Annotated in this window: 24 protein-coding genes and 1 pseudogene; all 25 read right to left on the bottom strand. The window is 68.1% G+C overall.

Annotation, left to right across the window (positions count from 1 at the left end; translation table 11 throughout):
- Window positions 1-677, bottom strand: a pseudogene (locus tag ACMZ91_RS07110) (chemotaxis protein CheW); the annotation flags it as partial.
- Window positions 674-1456: a ParA family protein gene (locus tag ACMZ91_RS07115; protein WP_005413243.1), complete on the bottom strand. Its 783-nt coding sequence runs from the start codon at window positions 1454-1456 to the stop codon at window positions 674-676. The gene ACMZ91_RS07115 and the pseudogene ACMZ91_RS07110, both read right to left, overlap by 4 nt.
- A gap of 4 nt (window positions 1457-1460) precedes the next feature.
- Window positions 1461-2477 carry a flagellar motor protein MotD gene (motD, locus tag ACMZ91_RS07120; protein ID WP_049461533.1) on the bottom strand — a complete coding sequence of 339 codons (1017 nt, stop codon included), beginning with the start codon at window positions 2475-2477 and terminating at the stop codon, window positions 1461-1463.
- A gap of 1 nt (window position 2478) precedes the next feature.
- Window positions 2479-3219 (bottom strand): flagellar motor protein, encoded by a 741-nt coding sequence (locus ACMZ91_RS07125; RefSeq protein ID WP_010482457.1) that lies wholly within the window; start codon window positions 3217-3219, stop codon window positions 2479-2481.
- Between the two features lie 101 nt (window positions 3220-3320).
- On the bottom strand, window positions 3321-5153 hold the full coding sequence (locus ACMZ91_RS07130) for a chemotaxis protein CheA (RefSeq protein ID WP_049401174.1): 1833 nt from the start codon (window positions 5151-5153) through the stop codon (window positions 3321-3323).
- A 2-nt stretch (window positions 5154-5155) separates the two neighbouring features.
- Window positions 5156-5761 carry a protein phosphatase CheZ gene (locus tag ACMZ91_RS07135; RefSeq protein ID WP_032129220.1) on the bottom strand — a complete coding sequence of 202 codons (606 nt, stop codon included), beginning with the start codon at window positions 5759-5761 and terminating at the stop codon, window positions 5156-5158.
- Window positions 5761-6153 (bottom strand): chemotaxis response regulator CheY, encoded by a 393-nt coding sequence (gene cheY / locus ACMZ91_RS07140; RefSeq protein ID WP_006365466.1) that lies wholly within the window; start codon window positions 6151-6153, stop codon window positions 5761-5763. The genes ACMZ91_RS07135 and cheY overlap by 1 nt, the downstream gene beginning before the upstream one ends.
- A 57-nt stretch (window positions 6154-6210) precedes the next feature.
- Entirely contained in the window at window positions 6211-6954 is a 744-nt protein-coding gene (locus ACMZ91_RS07145) for an RNA polymerase sigma factor FliA (protein ID WP_049401180.1), read from the bottom strand.
- Window positions 6951-7838 carry a MinD/ParA family ATP-binding protein gene (locus tag ACMZ91_RS07150; RefSeq protein ID WP_049401182.1) on the bottom strand — a complete coding sequence of 296 codons (888 nt, stop codon included), beginning with the start codon at window positions 7836-7838 and terminating at the stop codon, window positions 6951-6953. Before ACMZ91_RS07150 ends, ACMZ91_RS07145 begins: the two co-directional genes overlap by 4 nt.
- Complete coding sequence (gene flhF, locus ACMZ91_RS07155; protein WP_049461532.1) at window positions 7825-9447, bottom strand: flagellar biosynthesis GTPase FlhF; 1623 nt, start codon at window positions 9445-9447, stop codon at window positions 7825-7827. Before flhF ends, ACMZ91_RS07150 begins: the two co-directional genes overlap by 14 nt.
- A gap of 145 nt (window positions 9448-9592) precedes the next feature.
- The gene (flhA, locus tag ACMZ91_RS07160; RefSeq protein WP_177178903.1) at window positions 9593-11653 is read right to left on the bottom strand and encodes a flagellar biosynthesis protein FlhA; all 2061 of its coding nucleotides are present in this window, start codon (window positions 11651-11653) and stop codon (window positions 9593-9595) included.
- A gap of 44 nt (window positions 11654-11697) precedes the next feature.
- Window positions 11698-12828, bottom strand: coding sequence for a flagellar biosynthesis protein FlhB (gene flhB, locus ACMZ91_RS07165; RefSeq protein WP_049461531.1), 1131 nt, complete (start codon window positions 12826-12828; stop codon window positions 11698-11700).
- A gap of 118 nt (window positions 12829-12946) precedes the next feature.
- Window positions 12947-15079 carry a putative bifunctional diguanylate cyclase/phosphodiesterase gene (locus ACMZ91_RS07170; RefSeq protein ID WP_197655719.1) on the bottom strand — a complete coding sequence of 711 codons (2133 nt, stop codon included), beginning with the start codon at window positions 15077-15079 and terminating at the stop codon, window positions 12947-12949.
- Window positions 15080-15243: 164 nt separating this feature from the next.
- Window positions 15244-16035: a flagellar biosynthetic protein FliR gene (gene fliR / locus ACMZ91_RS07175; RefSeq protein WP_414576441.1), complete on the bottom strand. Its 792-nt coding sequence runs from the start codon at window positions 16033-16035 to the stop codon at window positions 15244-15246.
- Between the two features lie 13 nt (window positions 16036-16048).
- The gene (locus tag ACMZ91_RS07180) at window positions 16049-16318 is read right to left on the bottom strand and encodes a flagellar biosynthetic protein FliQ (RefSeq protein WP_012510965.1); all 270 of its coding nucleotides are present in this window, start codon (window positions 16316-16318) and stop codon (window positions 16049-16051) included.
- Between the two features lie 52 nt (window positions 16319-16370).
- Complete coding sequence (gene fliP / locus ACMZ91_RS07185) at window positions 16371-17150, bottom strand: flagellar type III secretion system pore protein FliP (protein ID WP_032129213.1); 780 nt, start codon at window positions 17148-17150, stop codon at window positions 16371-16373.
- A gap of 1 nt (window position 17151) precedes the next feature.
- Entirely contained in the window at window positions 17152-17571 is a 420-nt protein-coding gene (fliO, locus tag ACMZ91_RS07190; protein ID WP_080356502.1) for a flagellar biosynthetic protein FliO, read from the bottom strand.
- The gene (fliN, locus tag ACMZ91_RS07195; RefSeq protein ID WP_012510967.1) at window positions 17568-17903 is read right to left on the bottom strand and encodes a flagellar motor switch protein FliN; all 336 of its coding nucleotides are present in this window, start codon (window positions 17901-17903) and stop codon (window positions 17568-17570) included. The genes fliO and fliN overlap by 4 nt, the downstream gene beginning before the upstream one ends.
- The gene (fliM, locus tag ACMZ91_RS07200; RefSeq protein ID WP_032129211.1) at window positions 17900-18904 is read right to left on the bottom strand and encodes a flagellar motor switch protein FliM; all 1005 of its coding nucleotides are present in this window, start codon (window positions 18902-18904) and stop codon (window positions 17900-17902) included. The genes fliN and fliM overlap by 4 nt, the downstream gene beginning before the upstream one ends.
- 10 nt (window positions 18905-18914) lie before the next feature.
- Window positions 18915-19430, bottom strand: a complete 516-nt coding sequence (locus ACMZ91_RS07205) for a flagellar basal body-associated FliL family protein (RefSeq protein WP_049421892.1) — start codon at window positions 19428-19430, stop codon at window positions 18915-18917.
- Between the two features lie 222 nt (window positions 19431-19652).
- Window positions 19653-20789 (bottom strand): flagellar hook-length control protein FliK, encoded by a 1137-nt coding sequence (locus ACMZ91_RS07210; protein ID WP_414576445.1) that lies wholly within the window; start codon window positions 20787-20789, stop codon window positions 19653-19655.
- Complete coding sequence (gene fliJ, locus ACMZ91_RS07215) at window positions 20789-21256, bottom strand: flagellar export protein FliJ (RefSeq protein WP_005416437.1); 468 nt, start codon at window positions 21254-21256, stop codon at window positions 20789-20791. Before fliJ ends, ACMZ91_RS07210 begins: the two co-directional genes overlap by 1 nt.
- Before the next feature lie 3 nt (window positions 21257-21259).
- Window positions 21260-22645, bottom strand: coding sequence for a FliI/YscN family ATPase (locus ACMZ91_RS07220; RefSeq protein WP_032129207.1), 1386 nt, complete (start codon window positions 22643-22645; stop codon window positions 21260-21262).
- A complete protein-coding gene (locus ACMZ91_RS07225; protein WP_049421898.1) occupies window positions 22642-23283 on the bottom strand; it encodes a FliH/SctL family protein in 642 nt (213 codons plus the stop codon). Before ACMZ91_RS07225 ends, ACMZ91_RS07220 begins: the two co-directional genes overlap by 4 nt.
- Window positions 23280-24266, bottom strand: coding sequence for a flagellar motor switch protein FliG (gene fliG, locus ACMZ91_RS07230; RefSeq protein WP_024958226.1), 987 nt, complete (start codon window positions 24264-24266; stop codon window positions 23280-23282). The genes ACMZ91_RS07225 and fliG overlap by 4 nt, the downstream gene beginning before the upstream one ends.
- Window positions 24267-24270: the final 4 nt, after the last annotated feature.

The following is a 24270-nucleotide window of genomic DNA, read 5'->3' on the forward strand; positions in this document are numbered from 1 at the left end:
TTGGCGGTGGCGGGAGCAGGGGCCGTCTCGTGGATCACCTCGTCAGGCAGGTCATCCCAGGTCGGTTCGCGCTCGGGGGCGGCGACAGGCATTGCAGCGGCCTCGAACGCGGCCTCCAGGCCGGGGCTGTCGGTGTGGGCGAGTCGATGGCTGTCGGCCGGATCGGTCTCGTAGATCACTTCGTCCGGCAGGTCGTTCCATGTAGGTTCCGGGCCGGACTTGGCGGTGGCGGGAGCAGGGGCCGTCTCGTGGATCACCTCGTCAGGCAGGTCATCCCAGGTCGGTTCGCGCTCGGGGGCGGCGACAGGCATTGCGGCGGCCTCGAAGGCGGCCTCCAGTGCTGCGTCGTCCTCTGCCGTGGCAGCAGCAACAGTCTCCGTTTCGTAGATCACTTCGGCGGGCAGATCGTCCCAGGTGGGCTCGCGCTCAGCCGTTGCGGCCGCCTCGAAGGCGGCTTCGAGTGCGGCGTTGTCGACGGCAGGCGCAGCGGCGACGGTCTCGGTTTCGTAGATCACCTCGGCCGGCAGGTCATCCCAGGCCGGCTCGCGTTTGGCGTCGGCTGCAATTGCTGGGCACGCTTCGTCGCTCGCCGGCGGCGGTGCAGCCGGTGGTGCCACGGCGATCGCTTCGCCCAGCAGTTCGTCCAGGTAGTCGTCCAGTACACCGGTGCTGTTCATGCGGCCTGCTCCAGGGCGCGGGCATCCTCGCCGAGGATCCAGTTCAGCGCGCGGCGATAGGCGGCCAGGCCGCGGCCCGGGTAATCCTCACCAACGCTCGGCAGGGTCAGGCCGGCGGCGTTGCTGATGCGGGTGTCGATCGGAATCGCGTCTTCCCACACACGGGTGCCGTGACGATCCTGCATCGTGCGCAGCGACTCGTTGCCGGCGCGGGTGCGGCGGTCGAACAGGGTCGGCAGGATCGAGATCGGCAGCGGGCGGCGGCGCGAGCGTTCGACCATCTCGCCGGTGCGGACCATGCCATCCAGGCCATGCAGGGCCAGCGGCTCGGCCTGGGTGGGGATGATCAGGCGATCGGCTGCGGCCAGCGCATTGATCATCAACAGGCCGAGGGTGGGCGCGCAGTCCAGCAGGATGTAGTCGTGCTGGCCCTGGTGGCGCGCAAGCGCATTCTGCAGTGCCAGGCCAAGGCCGGGCTGGTTGGCGCTGCGGCGTTCCAGCGTGGCCAGCGCGGACTGTGCGCAGACATAGTCCAGGCCATGGATGCTGCTGGCATGGCACAGGCTGGAAAGATCGGCGGGCGGGGCGCCGAACAGCTCCAGCACGCCAGCCGGCGGCGGGTCCACCGGTACGCCGAACGCGCGGCTGAGCGAGGCGTGCGGATCGAGGTCGATCAGCAGCACGCGATGGCCAAGTGCGGCCAGTCCGCGGCCGAGGGCGAGGGTGGTGGTGGTCTTGCCGACTCCGCCCTTCTGGTTGGCGACTGCCCAGATGCGCATCGGATTACTCCTTCATTGCCGGGGGAACGGCGGCGCCGACGCGGCTGCCAGCCGGCACCGGCGGCAACTTCACCGGTGCGATGGGGGAGGTGGGGGCGGTAGCCGGAGTTGCCGCGGCTTGTTCGGTATCGGTGTTCCGGGTGGCGCCGGTGGCTGCGTTCAGGCGCTGGCCGAGCGGGTCCACCGAGTGCGAGGTGTCGGCCAGGATGATGACCATCACCCGGCGGTTGCGGTTGCGGCCCTGCGCGCTGTCGTTCTCTTCGCGCGGGCGGAACTGGCCGTAGCCGACCATCGCCAGCCGCGACGGCTGCACGCCCTGGTCGGCGAACAGGTGCACCACGCTGGCCGCGCGCCCGGCCGACAGTTCCCAGTTCGACGGGAAGGTGGCGGTGGCGATCGGCACGTTGTCGGTGTGGCCTTCCACGCGCACGCTGTTGGGCACGTCGCGCAGGACCTCGGCCAGGCTGGCCAGGGTCTGCCGCGCATGCATGTCCAGCGCCGCCGAGCCGGTGGGGAACAGGATGTCGCTGTTGATCTCGACTTCGATCCACAGCTCGGTGCGGCGCACGCTGATCATGCCGCGGTCGATCAGCGGCGCCAGTGCGGCGGTCAGGCGGTCGGCGATGCTGTTGAGCTGGCGCTCGGCGCGCGCGATCTGCTCCTGGTTGTGCACCGAAACAGGCATGCGCATCTGCGAGGCCATCGACGGCAGCAGGGTCGGGTCGTGCGACGGCGCAGGCGCCGAGGGCCCGATCTTGGTGCCGGACTTGATCACCGAGGGGCTGTCCCAGCCGCCACCCTGCACCTGCTTGTTGCCGACCTGTACCGGATTGATCGTGCGCGGCGCGCCCCCGAAGGCATCGGTCAGTGCGTCGGCCATGATCCGGTACTTGCCTTCGTTCACCGAGGAAATCGCGTACATGACCACGAAGAAGGCGAGCAGCAGCGTCATCAGGTCGGCATAGGGGATCGCCCATGCTTCGTGGTTGGCGTGCTCTTCGTGGTGCTTGCGGCGGGCCATGTCAGTGCAGGAAGCCGGAGAGGTTGGTTTCGATGTTGCGCGGGTTTTCGCCCTGGGCGATCGAGATCAGGCCTTCAATGACCATTTCGCGGTCGCGGGTGTTGTGCGAGATCACACTCTTGAGCTTGGCGGCCACCGGCAGGAACAGCAGGTTGGCCGAGGCGATGCCGTAGATGGTGGCGGTGAACGCTGCGGCGATGCCGTGGCCGAGCTTGCTCGGGTCGGCCAGGTTCTTCATCACCGCGATCAGGCCAAGCACGGCACCGATGATGCCCAGCGTCGGTGCATAGATGCCCATCGCTTCGAAGACCTTGGCCCCGGCCTGGTCCTGGTGTTCCTGGCTGCCCAGTTCGATTTCCAGCATGTGCCGCATCGATTCGGGCTCGACGCCGTCCACCAGCAGCTGCAGGCCCTTGCGCAGGAACGGGTCCTGCTGCGCCTCCACCTGCGATTCCAGGCCCAGCAGGCCCTGGCGGCGGGCGATGTTGCTCCACTCGACGATCTGCTGGATCAGTTCGCGGCGATCGCTGTGCGGCGGGCGCACGACCCAGCGCACGATCTTGAAGGCATGCTTGAACACCGCCGGCGAGGTGTGCAGCAGGATCGCGGCGACGGTGCCGACGATGACGATCACGAACGCCGCAGGCGACCACAACGACGCCAGGCCGGCGCCCTTGAGGATGCTGCCGCCGACCAGCGAGGCCAGGGCGAGAAAGAGTCCAATGAGGCTGAGTCTATCCATGGTTCCGGTATCGGCGTGTATGAATGGGACTTGAGACACCGGTAGATCGCGTACAGACGGTAGTCACAGTTTTCGGGGCGCCGGGCATGGCCCGGCGGGGTTCATCGCAGCCCGTCCACGTCCAGGATCAGCGCCATGCGACCATCGCCGATCAAGGTTGCACCGGCATAACCGCGCAGGCCGCGCAGCGCTTTCGGCAGCGGCTTGATGACCACTTCCTCACGCCCGCGTACCTGGTCCACGACCAGCCCGAAGCGCGCTTCGCCAGCCTGCAGCACCACGATGGTCAGCAGCGGCGAGGCGGCCGGCGTCACATCCAGCCACTGGCGCAGATCGACCAGCGGCAGCGTGTGCGAGCGGCGGTCGAGCACGGCACGGCCATCGAACCAGCCCAGCGAGGTGCGCGGCGCGTGCAGCACTTCCATCACGCGGGCCAGCGGCAGCGCATAGACGTCCTCGCCGGCCTGCACCAGCAGGGTCGGCAGGATCGCCAGGGTCAGCGGCACGCGGATCAGGAAGCGGCTGCCACGGCCCAGTTCCGACTGGATCTGGATCTGGCCGCTCAGTTCGCGGATGCGTGACTGCACCACGTCCATGCCGACGCCACGACCGGAGATGTCGGTGACCTGCTGCTTGGTCGAGAAGCCGGGCAGGAACACCAGGTGCAGGCACTCCTCGCTGCTCAGGCGCGCGGCGGCTTCCGGATCGATCAGGCCCTTCTCGCGCGCCTTGGCGCGCAGCTTTTCCGGGTCGATGCCGGCGCCATCGTCCTGTACCTCGATGCTGACGTAGTCGCCTTCCTGCTGTGCGGACAGGCGCACATGGCCCATCCGTGGCTTGCCCTGTGCCTCGCGCAGGTCGGGCATTTCCACGCCATGGTCGATGGCGTTGCGGACCAGGTGCACCAGCGGGTCGGCCAGCGCTTCGACCAGGTTGCGGTCGAGCTCGGTCTCGGCGCCGATCAGTTCCAGGTCCACTTCCTTCTTCAGCGAGCGGGCGACGTCGCGGGCAACCTTGGGGAAGCGGGAGAACACCTTGCCCACCGGCTGCATGCGGGTGCGCATCACTGCCGACTGCAGGCGGGCGGTGGCGATATCCAGAGTGGACACGGCCCGGTCCAGCTCTTCATCGCGCAGGCGTGCACGCAGGGTCTTGAGCCGATTGCGTGACAGCACCAGTTCGCCGATCAGGTTGACGATCGCGTCCAGGCGCTTGGTGTCCACGCGCACGGTATGTTCGGCCTCGGCCAGCGGCTTGGCGGCCGGCTTCGCCGCCGGTGCCGGTGCGGCGACCGGGCGCGGCGCTGCGATCGGTGCCGGTGCCACCACGGCCGCAGGCTTGGTGCCCGGTGCCGCGCCACCGTGCAGCTGGTCGAGCAGGGCTTCGAACTCGTCTTCGCTGATCAGTCCGTCGTCGGCCTTCTTCGCTGGCGCGACCGCGGTCGGCGCGTTGCCACCATGCAGCTGGTCGAGCAGAGCCTCGAATTCGTCGTCGGTGATCAGGTCGCTGCCACCCGCGGTGGGTGCTGCGGCGGCGGCGGGTGCAGCCACGGCACCGCCGTGCACGTCGAACTGTGCGATCAGGTCCGGCGGCGCATAGCCCGGCTCGGTGCCGGAGGAAACCGCGTCCAGCATCGACTGCAGGTAGTCCAGCGATTGCTGGGCCGCGTCGAAGTGGTGGGCCTGCAGCACGGCCTGGCCGGCACGTGCGGCGCCCAGCGCCTCTTCAGCGGCATGGCACAGCTCGACCATGGCGGTGACGCCGAGGAAGCCGGCGCCGCCCTTGAGCGTGTGGTAGCCGCGGAACACCGCGTTGAGCTGGTCGCTGTCCTGCGGTGCCTGCTCCAGCGACACCAGCTGTTCGCCGAGGCGATCCAGGATCTCCTGCGCCTCGATGATGAAATCGGCAGTGATGTCGTCGGATACCGCGCTCATGCTTACAGCCCCAGATCCGACAACAGGTCGTCGGCGTCGTTCTGCGAGACCGCGTGGCGGTCCAGTCCCTTCAGTGCCGGCCCGGCCAGTTCCGGGTCGGTGCGATGCTGTTCCGGCGGCAGGCCGAGCGCGCCGAAGCCTTCGTGCACGCGGCGGACGATGCCGACCACGCGACGGATGATCTGCCCGGTCAGGTCCTGGTAGCTCTGGGTCAGGGCGATCTCGGTCAGGTTGTGGCGGATGCGCTCGAGCTGCGCGTCCTGGCCCGGCTGCAGGCCTTCGGCGCGCAGTTGTTCGGTCAGGCTGCGGCATTCCTCGGCCAGGTCCAGGGTGCGGTGCGTGGCCTGTTCGGTCATCGCCACCACGTGGTCCAGTCGCGCGCAGGCGTCGTCCAGTTCGCCGGCTTCGCTCGGCACGGTCGGCAGTTCGCCCAGCGCCTGTCCCAGCTCGCGGGCCAGCCGCGAGAGGCCGCTCATCATCGGCTGCGTGCGCAGCGCGACCAGCCCGTCGATGCGCTGCCGCCAGGCGGTCTCGTCACCGGACTCGAGTGCGTCCAGGGCCTCCTGCAGGCGCAGGGCGAGGGCGTTCTTGTCGACCGTGGTATCCATCAGGCGCTGGCCGCCAGGCGTTCGAAGATCTTGCCGAGCTTCTCTTCCAGCGTCTGCGCGGTGAACGGCTTGATGATGTAGCCGTTCACGCCGCTCTGGGCGGCTTCGATGATCTGCTCGCGCTTGGCTTCTGCCGTGACCATCAGCACCGGCAGGGTCTTCAGCTTGGCATCGGCACGGATGGCCTTGAGCAGCTCGATGCCGGTCATCACCGGCATGTTCCAGTCGGTGACCACGAAATCGAACGGCTGGCTCTGCAGCAGCGACAGCGCGGCATGCCCGTCCTCGGCTTCGGCGGTATTGGTGAAGCCCAGATCGCCCAGCAGGTTCTTGACGATTCGACGCATGGTCGAGAAGTCGTCGACGATCAGGATGCGCATGTTCTTGTTCAAAGCAGAATTCCTTTGTTGTTCATTCCGGACGGCCGGGGGCAGCCGCCTCGGGGATGTTCATTCTTCGAGGCCTGCGTCGGCAGCCTCGAACAGCTTCAGCCGGCCACGCAGGCGCAGTACCGCCTGGCCGTGGATCTGGCAGACCCGCGACTCGCTCACGCCGAGCACCGCGCCGATCTCCTTCAGGTTCAGTTCCTGCTCGTAGTACAGCGAGAGCACCAGTTGTTCGCGCTCGGGCAGGTGGCCGATGGCCTTGCCCAGCTCGCGACCGAACTCGCCGCGCTCCAGTACCTGCTGCGGGGTCGGCCCGCCCTGGGCGACGGTGTCCAGCTCGCCCTGGTCCTCGATGCGCGATTCCAGGCTCAGCACCTGGCCACGTGCAGCGTCTTCCATCAGCCGCAGGTACTCGGGCAGCGGCATCTCCATCGCGGCGGCCACTTCAGTGGCGCTGGCGGCACGGCCACTGCTCTGTTCCAGGCGGCGGATGGTGGCGGCGGCATCACGTGCACGGCGGTGCACCGAGCGCGGGACCCAGTCACCACGGCGGATCTCGTCGATCATCGAACCACGGATGCGGATCGAGGCGTAGGTCTCGAAAGAAGCACCCTGGTCGGCGTCATAGCTGCGCGAGGCTTCGATCAGGCCCATCATGCCGGCCTGGATCAGGTCGTCGACCTCGACGCTGGCCGGCAGGCGCGCGGCCAGGTGGTGGGCGATGCGCCGCACCAGGTCCGAATGCTGGGCGATGACTTCGTTCGCCGCCGAGCGCTGCACTTCCCTGTACTGGGCTGCGCCTTTCATGCCGTCACCCCACGCTGCTTGAGGATGCGTTCGAGGAAGAACTCGACGCCGCCACGCGGTTCGGTCGGCGCCTGCCAGCGCGCGGTACGGCGCGCGATCTCGGTGATCGCCAGCGCCGCCGGGCTGGACGGATAGGCCTTCACCACCGGCTGCTGGCGCTGCACCGACAGGCGCAGCCAGTCATCCTGCGGCACGCAGCCCAGGTAGTTCAGCGAGACATCGGCAAGGAACTTCTCGCAGACGCGGGTCAGCTTCTCGTACAGCACGCGGCCCTCGTTCGGGTCGCGCACCATGTTGGCCACCACCTGGATGCGGTCCACGCCACGCTCGCGCGACAGCACCTTGATCAGTGCGTAGGCGTCGGTGATCGAGGCCGGCTCGTCACAGACCACCACCACGGTGTCCTGTGCGGCCTGGCAGAAGGTCAGCACGCCATCGGTGATGCCCGCGGCAGTGTCCACCACCATGATGTCCAGCTCGCGCTCCAGTTCGGAGAACACGTTGACCAGGCCAACGTGCTCGGCCGGGGCCAGCTCGGCCATGTGGCGGCGGCCGGATGCGGCCGGGACCACCAGCACGCCGTTCGGGCCTTCGACGATGACGTCATCCAGCGTGCAGCGGCCGGCGACCAGGTCGGCCAGCGTAAAGGTGGGGTTCAGGCCCAGGATCACGTCGATGTTGGCCAGGCCGAGGTCGGCGTCCAGCAGCAGCGTGCGCTTGCCCATGCCAGCCAGTGCCACGGCCAGGTTGGCCGACACATTCGTCTTGCCCACGCCGCCCTTGCCGCCAGTGACCGCAATGGTGCGCACAGGGCCGAGCGGCTCGCTGCGGGTGGCCGACAGCGGGAAGGTCTTGGTCAGCTTGGCGTACTCACGCGACGGCATGGTTCAACTCCGGGTTGCAGGGCATATCGGCCGCGCGGCGCAAATCTTCAAGGCGAAGTACAAGATTGGCTGCACTGGCCCGGTGCAGGTCCTCCGGGACGTCCTGGCCATCGGTCACCCAGGTGATCGGCAGGGCATGATCCACGGCCACCGACAGGGCGTTGCCGAAGCGGCCGGTCTCGTCCAGCTTGCTCAGTACCAAGCCCTGCAGGTTGGCGGCGCCGAAGCGGCGGACCACCTCGTCCATGTCGCCGAAGCTGGTGTTGGCCGGCAGCACCAGCAGGGTGCGGACCTGGCGGGCGGCACGCAGCCACTGCAGCTGGGCGGCCAGGGCGCGGTCGCGCGGGCCCAGGCCGGCGGTGTCGATCAGCACCAGCTTGTAGTCCTTCAGGCGTTCCAGCAGCTGGTCCAGGTCGGTGCCGCTGTTGGCCTCGTGCACCGCGATGCCGAGCTGGCGGCCGTAGCCGTACAGCTGCTCGCGGGCGCCGATGCGGGTGGTGTCGGTGGTGACCAGGGCCACGTCACGCGGCGCGTGCTTCTCGGCGAAGCGCGAGGCCAGCTTGGCGATGGTGGTGGTCTTGCCGGCGCCGGTCGGGCCGACCAGGGCGATCACGCCACCTTCTTCCAGCGGGTCGACCGGGGCGATCGGCAGCTTGCGCGAAATCAGCCCCAGCATCAGGCCGCGGCCACGGTGGGCTTCGGTCTCCAGCGGGATCTGCATGGCCACGTCGCGGGCCAGGCCGGCATCGAAGCCATACTCGTCCATCAGGTCCAGCGCGGTGGCGCGCACCGGGCAGCCGCGCAGGCGCTCGTCGGTGAAGCGGTTCATCTCGCGCTCGATCACATGGCGCATGCCGGCCACTTCCTGGCGCAGCTGGCGGATCTCGGCGTCGTCCTGGGCCACCAGGGTCAGTGCCGGGGCTGGGGCCAGCACGGGGGCAGCGCCGGTTTCGTCGCTGGCTTCGACCGGTGCCGGTTCGCTGGCGACGATCCCGGGTTGCGCTTCGGTCACGGCAGCGGTCGGCAGCGGCGGCGGCTGCACGGCCGACGCCGCGCTTTCGTGATGCGTCTCGTGCGGCGGGTCGATCTGGAAGCGGGCGCGGTTGGCCGGTGCGGCGGTGCTGGGCGCCGGTGCGACGATGGCTTCGGCGAACGGAGCGAAGATCTGATCCGGCAGCGCCGGTTCGTTGACGGCGGCGCGCGCGAGGGTGGCGGCGAAGCCGGTGCTGCCGCGGGTCGGCACGATCTCGTCGGCGCTGTCCAGGGTGCGGCCGGTGGCGCCGACCGCAGCGCGGGCGAGGGCCGCCACGGCCGAGGTGGTTGCGGCGACCGGTTCCGGTGCCGGGGTATTGCTGCGGCGGCGGGTGACCGCGGCGATCACCGCGTCGGCGGCGGTGCGCGGCTTCGGCGCCGGCGGCGGAGCGATGTCACGACGCGAGGCTTCCAGTGCACGCTGCACGGCGCTCTCGTCGTAGTTGGCGGCGGCGACGATCTCGATGCCTTCCTCGATCCGGCGGTTGGACAGGATCACGGCGTCAGGACCATGTTCCTTGCGCACCAGGTTCATGGCCGAGCGCATGTCGGCGGCGACGAATCGTTTGATTTTCATGCTGTGGTCACGGGACGAAGACGGCGGGGTGGCGGTCGGAGAACTCGGGTGGTCGGTGGTCTGCACGGTGCGGGTTCCCCTTGGTATCTGTCTGTTGCGTTGGTTCGAAAGTGGTGTCTGTTTTCTGGCGCATCGGAGGGCGGCGTCAGCTGATCGTTCCGACCAGCTTCAGGCGCTTGTCCTCCGGCACCTCGCTGTAGGCCAGGACCGACAGCGACGGAACGCTGTGGCGGACCAGGCGGGCCAGCGCGGCGCGCACCGGGCCGGGTACCAGCACGACCGCGGGCTCGTTGCGGGCTTCCTGCTTGCTGACACATTCGGCCAGGCTCTGGTGCAGTCGCTCAGCGAGTCCGGGTTCCAGCGCGGCGCCGTTGCCCTGCGTGGACTCCTGCAAGACACGTTCCAATTGTGGGTTGAGCGTGAACACCGGCAGCTCCGCCGACATTCCGGCGATCTCCTGCACGATGAAGCGGCCCAGTGCGGTGCGCACGGCGGCAGTCAGCACGGCCGGGTCCTGGCTGCTGGGCGCGTGTTCGACCAGCGCTTCGGCGATCTTGCGCAACTGGCGGATCGGAATGCGCTCGACCAGCAGGTTCTGCAGCACGCGCACCACCGCCGACAGCGGCAGTGCCTTCGGCGTCAGATCTTCGACGAGCTTGGGTGCGCTCTTGGCCAGGTTGGCCAGCAGGTGCTGCACTTCCTCGTGGCCGAGCAGCTCGGGCGCGTGTTCGCGGATCAGGTGCGACAGATGGGTGGCCACCACGGTGGCTGGATCGACCACGGTATAGCCCAGCGTTTCAGCCTGGGCACGCTGGTGCGGTTGGATCCAGGTCGCGTCCAGGCCGAACGCGGGGTCCTTGCCGGCGATGCCTTCCAGTGCGCCGAGGGCGCTGCCCGGGTCCAGCGCCAGTTCGCGGTCGGGGTGGATCTCGGCGGTGGCCACCGGTACGCCATGCACCAGCACGCGATAGCCGTTGGCCGGCAGCTCCAGGTTGTCGCGGATGTGCACCGAGGGGATCAGGAAACCAACGTCCTGGGTCAGCTTGCGCCGCACGCCCTTGATCCGTGCCATCAGTTCGCCGCCCTGGTTGCTGTCCACCAGCGGAATCAGCCGATAGCCGACCTCCAGGCCCAGCGGATCGACCGGGCGCAGTTCGTCCCAGCTCAGTTCGGCAGTCGGAGCCGGCGCGGCCGGGCGGCCGAGTGCGTTGAGCGCGGCAGCGTCATTGCCTGCGGCTGCCGGATCGGTGGCCGCGGCCTTGCCCTTGCGGTAGACCTTCCAGGCGATGAAGCCGAGGATCGCGGACAGTGTCAGGAAAGCGACGTTGGGCATGCCCGGCACCAGGCCGACCACGCCGATGATGCCGGCAGTGATCGCCAGCGCACGGTACTGCCCGAACACCTGGCCGGTCATGGCCTGGGCCATGTCCTGCGAACGCGAGGCGCGGGTGACCAGCATGGCCACGGCGCTGGAGACCAGCAGCGCCGGCAGCTGCGCCACCAGGCCATCACCAATCGACAGCAGGGTGTAGGTGGCAGCGGCATCGCCGAACGGCATGCCATGCTGCAGCACGCCTACGGCCAGGCCGCCGAGCATGTTGATGAACAGGATCAGGATGCCGGCAATGGCATCACCACGGATGAACTTGCTGGCACCGTCCATCGCGCCGTAGAAATCGGCTTCCTCGCGGACCTCTTCACGGCGCAGCTTGGCTTCTTCACGCGTCAGCAAACCGGCATTGAGGTCGGCGTCGATCGCCATCTGCTTGCCGGGCATCGCGTCCAGAATGAAGCGCGCGGTCACTTCCGAGACGCGGCCGGCGCCCTTGGTGATGACCACGAAGTTGATGATGGTCAGGATGGCGAACACCACGATGCCGACCGCGTAGTTGCCGCCGATCACGAATTCGCCGAAGGCGGCGATGACCTTGCCCGCCGCGTCGTGGCCGTTCTGGCCGTTCAGCAGGATCACGCGGGTGGAGGCGACGTTCAGCGCCAGCCGCAGCATGGTGGTGATCAGCAGCACGATCGGGAAGATCGTGAAGTCCAGCGGGCGCTTCACGTAGACCACCGCCAGCAGCACCATCAGCGAGATGGCGATGTTGAAGGTGAACAGGGCATCGAGCACCGGTGCGGCCAGCGGCACCACGACCATGGCCAGCAGGGCCAGCACGATCAGCGGTGCGCCAAGGCCCTGGCGGATCATTTCCAGCGCGCGGCGGGTGTTGAAACCGGTGGAGGGCTGGGCGCTCACGGGCGGCCTCCCTTGCCGAATTCATCCACCTGGATGTGCGGGGCGTCCGGCATCGGGCCAGTGCGCCAGGCGCGCAGCTGGTAGACGTAGGACAGGACCTGGGCGACGGCCGAATACAGTCTCACGGGGATTTCCTTTCCGAGTTGGCCTTCCCGATACAAGGCGCGTGCCAAAGGCGGGGCGGAGACGATCGCCACCTTGTTGCCGTCGGCCACTTCACGGATGCGCAGCGCGGTCTCGTCCACACCCAGGGCGACCACTTTGGGGGCGTTCATGGCGCCGCCTTCGTACTTCAGGGCCACCGCGTAGTGGGTGGGGTTGACCACCACCACATCGGCAGTGGGCACCGCCTCCATCATCCGGCGGTTGGCCATCTGCTGCTGCAGCTGGCGGATTCGGCCCTTTACCTCCGGGCTGCCCTCGCTTTCCTTCATTTCGCGACGCAGCTCTTCACGGGTCATCTTCAGCTTGCGCATCCAGTTCCAGCGCTGGTACGGGGCGTCGATGGCCGCCAGCACCAGCATGGCGCCGGCGGTGGCCAGCAGCAGGCGCAGGGTGAAGCCGAGGCCGTCGGTGATGGCGGTCTCCAGCGGGTGGTGGATCAGCCCGCGCAGGGTGTCGAAGCCGGTCCACACCACCAGCCCGGCGGCAACGCCGACAAAAGCCACGCGCAACAACGACTTGGTGAACTCGGCGATGGCTTCCGGGCCATACAGGCGCTTGAGCCCGCTCATCGGGTTCATGCGGTTGAAGTCGGGCATCATCGCCTTCTGCGACCAGCGAAGGCCGCCCATCACCAGCGGGGCGACGAAGCTGGCCAGCAGGCAGACCAGCACCAGCGGCGCGATCACCAGCATGAACTGCAGCAGCAGGTCGCCGAAGTGGCCGAACAGCGCCTTTGGGTTCTGCCGCAGGCTCTGTTCCGGGCTGAGTGCATGCTTCATCCAGGCGCTTGCACCACGGCCGATCGAGCCGCTCATGGCCATCACCGCCAGTACGCCGGCGCCGAACACGGCGGCCGTGCCGAGCTCGCGCGAGCGCGGCAGGTTGCCCTGTTCACGGGCGTCGCGCAGGCGTTTTTCGGTAGGTTGTTCGGTCTTTTCGCCGGCGGATTCGTTCTCGGACATCACGGGCACTGCGGCAGGGGATGCCGGGGTGCGTGCAAGAACCGTTCCGTGATGGGTTCATGTGCCAACCAAGGTTGGCATCTACCAGAGCAGGTGCAGGTGGGAGCGCAGCCTGGAGTTACCCCGGCGGGTGCTGCGTCGGCGGGCTCTGCGCCAGCTCCACCCGAGGCCGGGGCAGATCGTGCAGCTGCATGAAGCGCGCCGCATCCACCGGGCGGCCGAGCAGGTAGCCCTGCAGGTAGTCGCAGCCCAGCCGCTCCAGGTAGGCGCGTTGCGCGGCGGTTTCCACGCCTTCGGCGACGATATCCATGTCCAGCGCGTGGCCCAGCGCCACGATCGCCGAGACGATCACCACGTCCTCGGCGCTGTGCTCCAGGTCGCGTACGAAGGCGTGGTCGATCTTGATTTCGGTGGCCGGCAACCGCTTGAGGTACAGCAGGCTGGAATAGCCGGTGCCGAAGTCATCGATGGAGATGCCCACGCCCAGTGCCGACAGCGCCTGCAGCAGGCGCAGGCTGGTATCGGTATCGCGCATCACCGTGTTCTCGGTGATCTCCAGCACCAGGTGGCGTGGGGCAATGTCGTAGCGTTCGATCACTTCACGCACATCCTGCAGCAGGTGCGGCGAGCTGAACTGCACCGGCGACAGGTTCACCGACATCGACCAGCCCTCGTGGCCGGCATCGTGCCAGCGGCGCAGCTGCTGGCAGGCCTGGTCCAGCGCCCAGCGCCCGATCTCATTGATCGCACCGCTGCGTTCGGCCAGCCGGATGAAGCGGTCCGGCGGGATCAGGCCATGCTCCGGATGGCGCCAGCGGATCAGCGCTTCGGCACCGGCCACCTTCTGCGTGGCTACCTGGATCTTCGGCTGGTAGTGCAGGAACAGCTGCTCGCTGCCGATGGCCCGGCGCAGGTCGGCCAGCAGCCGGAACTGTTGTTCGGCGCTGTCATTCATCCAGTCGGCGAACAGCACGAAGGCGTTGCGTCCGGATTCCTTGGCCTGGTACATCGCTGCATCGGCAAAGGCCATCAGCTGCCGCTCGCTGGCAGCGTGATCCGGACAGATCGCCACGCCGATGCTGGCGGTCACCTGCAGTTCGTTGTCGGCCAGCAACGGCCCGCTGCCGACCGCCTGCAGGATGCGCCGGGCCAGGGTCGGCAGGTCCTCGTCGTGCTCGATGCGCACCACCAGCACGAATTCGTCACCGCCCAGACGGGCCAGCATGTCGTTGGGCCGAAGCAGCTGGCGCGTGCGTTCGGCCACCGCAACCAACAGTGCATCGCCGGCCTGGTGGCCGTAGGCATCGTTGACCTGCTTGAAGCCATCCAGGTCCATGAACATCACCGCGAAGCGGCTGCCGCCCTGTTCGGCCTCGGCCAGCGCCTGCACGATGCGCCGCTGCAGCAGCAGGCGGTTGGGCAGGCGGGTAAGCGGGTCGTGCAGTGCGGCCTGGGTCAGTTCCTGCTGTGCGTCGGTCAGCGAGGTACTCAACAGGGAATTGCGCAGGCGCAGCAGCTGCGCCTCCACCCGCTGGTCCAGCCAGGAGACCACCAGCACCACGGCCAGGATGGCGACGGTCAGCACCACCACCAGCATGGCCAGCCATTCGCTCTGCAGCCCATCGCCGACGGCTGCGCCGCAGATGCTGCCTTCCGGAAAGCGCGCGGCGGCCATGCCGGTGTAGTGCATGCCGACGATGGCCAGCCCGAGCAGGCCGGCAGCCGCGAGCCGGTCGCCGACACGGGTGCGCTGCGCGCGCAGGCGGAACGCCACGTACAGCGCCGTCCACGAGGCGGCCACCGCCACCATCAGCGAAAAAAGCAGCCAGCCCGGGTCGTAGTCGATGCCCGGCTGCATGCGCATTGCGGCCATGCCAACGTAATGCATGCCGGCAATGCCGGTGCCCATCAGCAGCGCGCCACCGGCCAACCGCGGGTGGGGCAGGGTACGCAGCGAAACCAGCCATAGCGCGAACACCGATGAGGCGATCGCCAATGCGAGGGAAAGCAGGGTGATGGGCAGGTCGTAGCCGAGCGGAATGGGCAGGTCGAAGGCGAGCATGCCGATGAAGTGCATCGACCAGATGCCCAGGCCCATGGCGAAGCCACCACCGAGGCGCCACCACCACGCCGCGCCCTTGCCGGGTGCGGTGACCGTGCGCCCGGCCATCGCCAGCGCGGTGTACGAAGCCATCACGGCCACCAGCAGCGAGATCGCCACCAGCCACGGGTTGTACGTGCCTACCAGCATTCGTCAGTCTCCCGGACCTGCCTGTCGACGGAAACCACGGTGGGGCATGCATGAGGCAGGCCGACGCACGGCGCCGGCCACGTGCGGCATCCCCCCGGTTGCCGCGTATTCACTCTAACGCGCAGACCCGGGGGAAGGGCAAGCAGTAAAACGTGATGATCCGGTCAGTGTGTGACCGTGTCCGCAGCCTGGAAGGCGGCATCGAACAGGCGCTGTACCGGCGGACCCATTTCCCCGGCCAGCAGCGCCAGCAGGAACAGGCCCAGCAGCAGCGACACTGGCAGGCCGAGCTGGATCGGGTTCAGCGCCGGGGCCGCACGGGCCAGGATGCCGAACGCCAGGTTCACCGCCAGCATTGCCACGGTCAGCGGGATCGCCAGGGTCAATGCGCCGCGCAGTACGGTCAGCAGGAAGGTTGGGGCGATGCTGAAGAAGGCGTGCGGGTCCGGCAGCGGGGCGCCGATCGGCAGCGCCCGGTAGCTGTCCACCACCAGCGAGATCAGCGCCAGGTGCCCGTTGGCGGTGAAGAACAGCAGGCCGAACAGCAGATAGAACCACTGCCCGATCACGCCGGAGGTGCCGCCACGCAGTGGGTCACTCATCTGCGCGAAGGCCAGGCCAGTGCCCTGGGCGATCAGTTCGCCGGCCATCGCGCCGGCCTCGAACACCAGCCGAAGCAGGAAGCCGATGGATACGCCGATGGCCAGTTCACGGGCGATGGTAAGGACCGTGGCGGCATCGAAACCGGTCCAGTCCGGTACCGGCGGCAGCAGCGGCGCCAGCGCGATGGCCAGGGTGCCAGCCAGCACCACGCGCACCCGCGCGGGTACGGCACGGGTACCGACCATCGGCATGGCCATGGCCACTGCGCCGATGCGCAGCATGGTCCACAGCACGGTGCCGATCATGCCGAAGGCCTGCAGGCCGTCGGCAGCCATCTGGGTGGCGGCGTCCATCGAAGCGCGTGTCCTAGCCGATCAGGTGTGGAATGCGCTGGAACAGCAGCGTGGTGAACTCCACCAGGTGGCCGATCAGCAGGCTGCCCAGCGCGAACAGCACCGCGGTCAGCGCCGCCGCCTTGGCAACGAAGGCGATGGTCGGCTCATTGAGCTGGGTCGCGGCCTGCACCACGCCCACCACCACACCGACCACCAGCACGGTGAGCAGCAGCGGGCCGGCCACCCACAACACGGTGATCAGGCCGCCACGCAGTTCGGTCAGGGCAAGTTCGGGAGTCATTCGGGTTCCATCTGGTTATGTAGCGTCGAGCCATGCTCGACTGCAGTTCAAATCACGCCGGATTGAAGCTCGCCGCCAAGGTGCCGACGGTCAGCACCCAGCCATCCACCAGCACGAACAGCAGGATCTTGAACGGTGCCGACACCAGCATCGGCGACAGCATCATCATGCCCATCGACATCAGCACGCTGGCCACCACCAGGTCGATGATCACGAACGGGATGAAGATCAGGAAGCCGATTTCGAAGGCGGTCTTCAGCTCGCTGGTAACGAACGAGGCGACCAGAACCGGGAACGGGATCGCATCGGGGCTGGCGTAGGTGCCATGCCCGGCGATGCCGGCAAAGGTCATCAGGTCGGTCTCGCGGATCTGCGCCAGCATGAAGCCGCGCAGCGGCGTGGTGGTCAGCGTCCAGGCGGTCTGGAAGTCGATCTCGCCGTTGAGGTACGGCGCCATGCCGGTGCTCCAGGCCTTGTCCCAGGTCGGCAGCATGATCATTGCGGTGAGGAACAGTGCCAGGCCCAGCAGCACCTGGTTGGACGGCGTCTGCCCGGTACCCAGTGCCTGGCGCAGCAGGCCCAGCACGATGATGATGCGGGTGAACGAGGTCAGTACCAGCAGCATGGACGGGATCAGGGTGATCGCGGTCATCAGCAGCAGGGTCTGCAGCGGCAGGCTGACCGGTGCACCGCCGATCTTGCCGACATTGATGTCCGGCAGCGGCGTGGTCGGGGCACCGGGTGCGGCGAAGGCCAGCGCCGGCAACAGGCACAGGGCGAGCATCAGCAGCCACGGCATCAGGGTGGCAAGACGGGTACGGGTGACACGCATGTCAGGGGTCCTTGCGCAGCCGCTGCTGCAGCAGCTGGGCGAAATTCGGCAGGTTCTTGAAGTCCGGCACGCGCACCGGCGCGGGCGCCGGCAGCGGTTCGGGCAGGGTGTGCAGGGTGTTGATGCCGCCAGCGGTGACGCCCAGCAGCAGCTGCTGGCCGTTGACCTCGACCACCACCACGCGCTCCTTGGCACCGACACTCAGGCTGGCCACCACCTTCATGCCGTCGGCCGGGCGGAAGCCGCTGCCGGGCAGGCGCTTGAGCAGCCAGCCGAGGCCGATGACCAGCGCCAGCACTGCCAGCAGCGCCAGCACCGCGCCGAACAGGCTCGGTGCGGCGGCTGCGTGCTGGCCGATCTGCGGGCCGACCGGAGCGGCGGTCTTGCCGACCGCCAGCAGTGTTGAGGCCAGCAGGCTCAACGCAGTCTCCGGATCCGCTCGCTCGGGCTGACCACGTCGGTCAGGCGAACGCCGAAGCGGTCGTTGATCACCACCACCTCGCCGTGGGCGATCAGGGTGCCGTTGACGAACACATCCAGCGATTCGCCGGCGCCGCGTTCCAGTTCCACCACCGAGCCCTGGTTGAGCTGCAGCAGGTTGCGGATCGGCAGGCGGGCACGACCGACTTCCAGCGACAGGGTCACCGGCACGTCGAGGATCACGTCCAGGTTGAGGTCGGCGCCGGCCCCTTCTTCGGCCTGCAGGGTGCCGAACTGGGCCGGGGTCGGTTCGAGGGCGTCGATATCGTTCATTGCGGGTCTTCCTGGATGACGGGTGCGCGCGGACGGGTGCCCGGCGGATGGGTAGCGGTGATCTTCACGGCGTTCATGCCGTTGGCGATGCCGAACTCGCCGGTGAACACCGGGATGTTCTCCACGCACAGCGGCACCTGCGGGCTGAGCTCGATCGGCAGGATGTCGCCGACCTTCAGCTGGGTCAGGTCACGCAGGGTCATGCGCTTGCTGGCCAGTACGCTGGACAGGGTCACCTCGGCGATGTTGAGCTGTTCGCGCAGGGTCTGGCCCCAGCTTTCGTCGCGATCATTGCGGTCGCTCTGGATGCCAGCGTCGAGCAGCTCGCGGATCGGTTCCAGCATCGAATACGGCAGGGTGACGTGGATGTCGCCGCCGCCGCCGTCGAGTTCGACGTGCAGGCGGCACACCACCACGTACTCGCGCGGCGTCACGATATTGGCGAAGTGCGGGTTGATCTCCGAGTTGATGTACTCGAAGTCGACATCCATCACCGGTGCCCAGGCCTCGCGAAGGTCGGCGAAGGTCTGCTTCAGCAGCAGGTGGATCACCCGCATTTCGGTGGCGGTGAACTCGCGGCCTTCGATGCGGGTGGGGTAGCGCCCGTCGCCGCCGAAGAAGTTGTCGACGATGGCGAACACCAGGGTCGGTTCGAACACGATCAGGCCGGTACCGCGCAGCGGCTTGAAGCGGATCAGGTTCAGGTTGGTCGGCACATACAGCGAGTGCATGTAGTCGTTGAACTTGATCAGTTCGATGCCGCGCACCGACAGTTCGGCCGAACGGCGGATCAGGTTGAACAGGCCGATCCGCCACAGGCGCGCGAAGCGCTCGTGGACCATTTCCAGGGTCGGCATGCGACCGCGGATGATGCGGTCCTGGCTGGCGAAGTCGTACGAACGTGCTTCGCCTGACGGCGGTTCCGCATCGGTCTCGACCGCGCCACTGTCCACGCCGTGGAGCAGGGCATCGATCTCGTCCTGGGACAGCAGATCATTCATCGGTGGGCCCTTACTGGGTCACGAAGCTGGTGAACAGCAGATCGTCGGCGCCGTTGCTGCCGGTCTCGGCCTTGAGCACTTTCTGCACTTCGGCCAGCGAAGCGGCCTGCAGCTTCTGCTTGCCGGCGATGTCGGCGATCTGGTCCGGGCTGACCTGCGAGAACAGCATCAGCAGGCGTGCGCGGATGGCTGGCGCATGCGTCTTGATCGCTTCCAGTGCGGCTGGGTCGCGGGTCATCAGCTGCACTTCCAGCTGCAGGTAGCGCGGGCCGTCGACCGGGCCGTTGAGATTGACCACGAAGGCCGGGTCCAGCGCGAAGTACTGCGCCGGTGCCGGAGTGCTGGCCTTCTTCGGGGCCTGCGCGGTCTTCTCTTCGTGCTTGGACTGGGTGAAGAACCAGACGCCGCCACCGGCGGCAGCGGCGGCGAGCACGGCCACCAATGCGGTGATCAGGATCGGACTGCGCGGCTTGGCGGCCTTGTCCTTCTCGGCGGTCTTCTTGGTTTTGTCAGCGGCTGCGGCCACGGGGTGAAGCTCCTGAGGGTTGCTTCACCGGGATATGCAAGGGGTGTGCCGGAGCCGGGGCAGAGGGGTGCGACGGAATTCCGTCGGGGGGCGGTGGGGCCGTGCGGAGCACGCTCCGCACCCACCAACGCGATACGGGTAGCTGCTGCTCTATTGCCCCGGTGCCCTGGTGGGTGCCAACCGTCCCGCTCTGGTGGGTGCCAACCTTGGTTGGCACGCTTGTCAGGCGTACGCGTCCAGCAACCCGCGCTGGCGGATCAACTGCGCAGACGACACGCTGGCCTCGCCCGGCGACGGTTCTCCGTCACCCGCGATGCCGCCGCCACGGGCCTGGCCTGACGCATTGCCGTCACCACCGGGCGCCTGATGACCAACATCAGCATGAGCCAGCTGGAAGCCCTGCTCGCCGAGGAGTTCGCGCAGGCGCGGCAGGCTGTTCTCCAGTGCCTGGCGCACATCCACGTGTGGGCTGCTGAAGCTGGCATGCACCTTGTCGCCGTTCAACTGCAGGCGCACATCGACCGGGCCCATGTCGTCCGGACTCAACCGGATGTGGGCGTGGCCGATCTTCTGGTCGGCCAGCCAGCCAAGGCGCGCGCCGACGGCCTGGTCGAAACCATCGTCACCGAGCACCGGCTTCGGAGTCGGCTCGCCATTGAAGATGGCGTTGCCGGTCGCGAGTGCGGCTTTCAGATCCTGCACAGCCGCGTTGCCCGGCGCATGCAGCAGCGGCGCTGCGGCACGGTCGCCGATGAGGGGTGCGTCGCTGCCTTCGCCACGCTCGTTGCGCTTGCCGGGCAGCACCAGTTCAGGCAACGGCAATGTGGCTGTCTGGTCGGTGCCGCTGCTGGTGGTGGACGATGTGGCAGCCGCCGCTGTGGATGGCAGGGCTGCGGCGGCCGGTAGTGCTGCGGGGGCGGGTAGTGCGTTGCCGTCTGCGTCGGTAGCCGTTGCAGCCATTGCTGGCAGAGCGGCGGCAGGATCGGCAGGCGCCGGTACCGCCAGCACCAGCCCAGCCAGGCCGAGTGGCGGCCACGGGGCTTCCTCGGTCGCGGCCGGGGTGTCCTTTTCGGCAACCGGCTTGGCCGGTGATGTGGGCACCGTGGCGGCGGTCTCTTCGGGGGCGGCAGCGCTGTCCGGCCTGCGCTCGGCGCCGGCCTGGCCAGTACTGTCCGATGCCGGTCCCTGCGTGGACGGCATGGGCGAGTTCGAGGGTTTCGAGGGTGCATCGGCAGCCGGCGAGCCACCCTGCAGCAGTTGGCTGAACCCCTTGTTGCCATCACCGCGTGGTGCGCGGGGGGCGCTGCTGCCGGAATGCTGTGGCTGCGCGTTGGCGCTGCTGGCCAATGGCGCGGGCATCACGAGCGGCCTCCCTGCTCGGCGCCGTCCTGATCTTCGGCCTGTACCAGGCGGGCGCGACGCGCGCCAATGTCGTCCATCTCGCGCTGGTCGCGGCGGTCCGTCACCACCTTTTCCTGTGCGCGGTAGCTGGCGGCCAGCTGTTCCAGCACAGCTTTGTCACGGCTGGCCAGGATCAGGCGGGCGCGCTCGGCTTCCACTTTTTCGCGGTTGCCGTTGACCGTGGCCTGCTGCTGCTCCACCGCACTGTCGAGACGGTCGAGGAAGGCGCGCCGGTTCAGCAGCTGCGCCGGGCTGGTCGCTGCCATCTGCGCGTTCGCATATTCCTCGGCATAGCGGCGCAGTTCGTCCAGTCGCGATAGATGGGTATCGAGCACGCGCTGGCGTTCGGCCAGATCGCGGGCGACTGCGTCCTCGTGTTCCTGGGCCCGCTTGAGCAGGGGATCGATGCGCTTGGACTGGTTCATGGCTTAACTCTCTTGTTCCACCAGGCGCTGCAGTGCCGCCTGGCTGTGCGGGAGATCTGCGGCCTTGGCGACGTCCTGGCCGAGGAACTCCATGATTTCCGGCCAGCGTTCCAGGGCTTCGTCGGTGGCCGCGTCGTTGCCGCGCTGGTAGGCACCGATGGCGATCAGGTCGCGGTTGGCCGAATAGGCCGAGACCAGCCGCTTCAGCTTGCGGATGCGCAGGCGCCACGGCTCGTCGGCGATTTCCGTGACCACGCGGCTGACCGACGATTCAACGTCGATGGCCGGGTACAGGCCACTGTCGGCCACGCGCCGCGACAGCAGGATGTGGCCGTCGAGGATCGCGCGCGCTGCATCGGCGATTGGATCCTGCGGATCGTCGCCTTCGGTCAGCACCGTGTAGAACGCAGTGATCGAGCCACGGCCCTTGGCACCATTGCCGGCACGCTCGACCAGCGCCGGCAGCTTGGCGAACACCGACGGCGGGTAGCCGCGGGTGGTGGGCGGTTCGCCCACCGACAGGCCGATCTCGCGCTGGGCCTGGGCGAAGCGGGTCAGCGAATCCATCAGCAGCAGCACGTTCAGGCCCTGGTCGCGGAACCACTCGGCGATGGCGGTGGCACGGTAGGCGCCGTGCAGGCGCGCCAGCGGCGGACGGTCGGCGGGGCTGGCGACCACCACGGCGCGGCGCAGGCCTTCTTCGCCCAGCGTGGTCTCGACGAAGTCGCGTACTTCGCGGCCACGTTCACCGATCAGGCCGACCACGATCACGTCCGCGGCGGTATAGCGGGTCATCATGCCCAGCAGCGTCGACTTGCCGACGCCGGAACCGGCGAACAGGCCGACGCGCTGGCCGCGGCCGATCGGCAGCAGCGCGTTGATCGCGCGCACGCCCACGTCCAGCGGCTGGGTGATCGGTTCACGCGCCAACGGATTGATCGACACGCCGGCCATGCCGACGTGGCCTTCGGCGCGGATCGGGCCCTTGCCATCCAGCGGCACGCCATCGCTGTCGATGACGCGGCCGAGCAGGCCTTCGCCCACTTCCACGCCGCCACGGCGCGCGGACGGCACCACCCGGGCATTGGGCAACAGGCCGTGCAGTTCGGCGCTGGGCATCAGGTAGGTGCGCTCGCCGGCGAAGCCGACCACTTCGGCATCGACCCAGCCACCATCGACCACTTCCACCTTGCAGCTGGCGCCGAGCGGCGCCTCGCAGCCGACCGCTTCCAGGGTCAGGCCGACCGCGCGACGCAGTACGCCTTCGCGGATCAGGCCGCGGCCATGGGCGGTATCCACACGCAGGCCATCGAGGCGACGGGCCAGGCGCAGGTTGCGGGCCATGGCCCAGTCGGCCGGTGGCGGCGTCGGCTGCTGATCGGGGTTCATGCATTGGCTCCGGTCTGGCGGATCACCGCGTCCAGCGCGCCGCGCAGGCGGGCTTCCAGGGTGCCGTCGATGCGCACGGCTTCGGCGTGCACGCGAAGATCGCCGCGGCTGAGGCTGGTGTCTGGCACCAGGCGCTGTTGTGGCGGCAGGTTCAACAGCGGGGCGAGGGCGGCGATGTCGTCCGGGTGCAGTCGCACTTCCACTTCCCGGGTGCTGCCACCCACCGCGTCGATGGCCTCACCGACCAGCTGTGCCAGCAGTGCCGGGTCGGCTTCATAGGCGCGGCCGACCAGCGCACCGGCGATGCGCACCGCCAGCTCACCCAGTGCGCCGACCACTTCGTTCTCCAGCCGCACCAGTGGTCGGCTGAAGTTGTCGAGGATGCCTTCGATCTGCGCAGCGAGGCGACGCACTTCGGCCTGGCCCTGGCCATAGCCTTCGGCATGGCCGTGCTGGAAACCTTCCTTCTCGGCGCTGTCCTGGATGGCCTGGATTTCCTCCAGGGTCGGCAGCTGCAGCGGCGGCTCCGGCTCGTGTTCCGGGTCCGGCTCGGTGAGTTCGAACGCATCCGCCTGATCCAGCACCGGTTCGGGCTGGGCCAGCAGGTCCGGGGCAAGCCAGCGCACGACGTTGCTCACAGCATGGCCTCCGCGCTGCCACCGATGGTGACGGTGCCTTCATCGGCCATGCGCTTGACGATGGCCAGGATCTCGCGCTGCGCGCCTTCCACGTCGGACAGGCGCACCGGGCCGCGGGCTTCCATGTCTTCCAGCAGGATTTCGGCCGCGCGCTGCGACATGTTGCGGGTGATCTTGTCGCGCACCTTGATGTCGGCACCGCGCAGTGCCAGGCCCAGGCGCTCGCCGCTCACTTCGCGCAGCACCAGCTGCATCTCGCGATCGTCGAGGTCGACCAGGTCGTCGAACACGAACATCAGGTCCTGGATGCGGTTGCTCAACGGCGCGTCGATACGGGCGATCTCGCCCAGGATCGCCTGGTCCTGGCCGCTGTCCATGAAGTTCAGGATATTGGCCGCGCACTGCACGCCGCCGATGTTGGACGACTTCAGGTTCTGGTTGCCGGCGAACTGGCGCTCCATGATCTCGTTGAGCTCATTGAGCGCGTTCGGCGGAATGCCATCGAGGGTGGCGATGCGCAGCAGCACGTCCACGCGCGTGCGGTCGGGCAGCAGCTTCAGCGCGTCGGCGGCCTGGTCGGTTTCCAGGTGCGCCATCACGATGGCGATGATCTGCGGGTGCTCGTTGCGCACCAGGTCGGCCACCGCGCGCGGGTCCATCCACTTCAGTGCGTCCAGGCCGGTGGTGTTGCGGCCGAGCAGGATGCGGTCGATCAGGTTGCCGGCCTTCTCGCTGCCCAGCGCCTGCACCAGCATGTTGCGGATGTAGTCGTCCGAGCCAACGCCCAGCGAGGTCTTCGAGCCGAGCTCCTGGCCGAACTGGTCCATCACCCGTTCCACCTGCTCGCGGGTGATGTCGGTCATGGTGGCCATGGCGATGCCGATTTTCTGCACTTCCTTGGGTTCCATGTGGCGCAGCACTTCGGCCGCATCCAGCTCACCCAGCGAAAGCAACAGTACGGCGGCGCGCTGCACGCCGGTCAGTGGT

Source organism: Stenotrophomonas sp. FR024 (assembly GCF_047500745.2).
GTDB classification, from domain to species: Bacteria; Pseudomonadota; Gammaproteobacteria; order Xanthomonadales; family Xanthomonadaceae; genus Stenotrophomonas; species Stenotrophomonas maltophilia_A.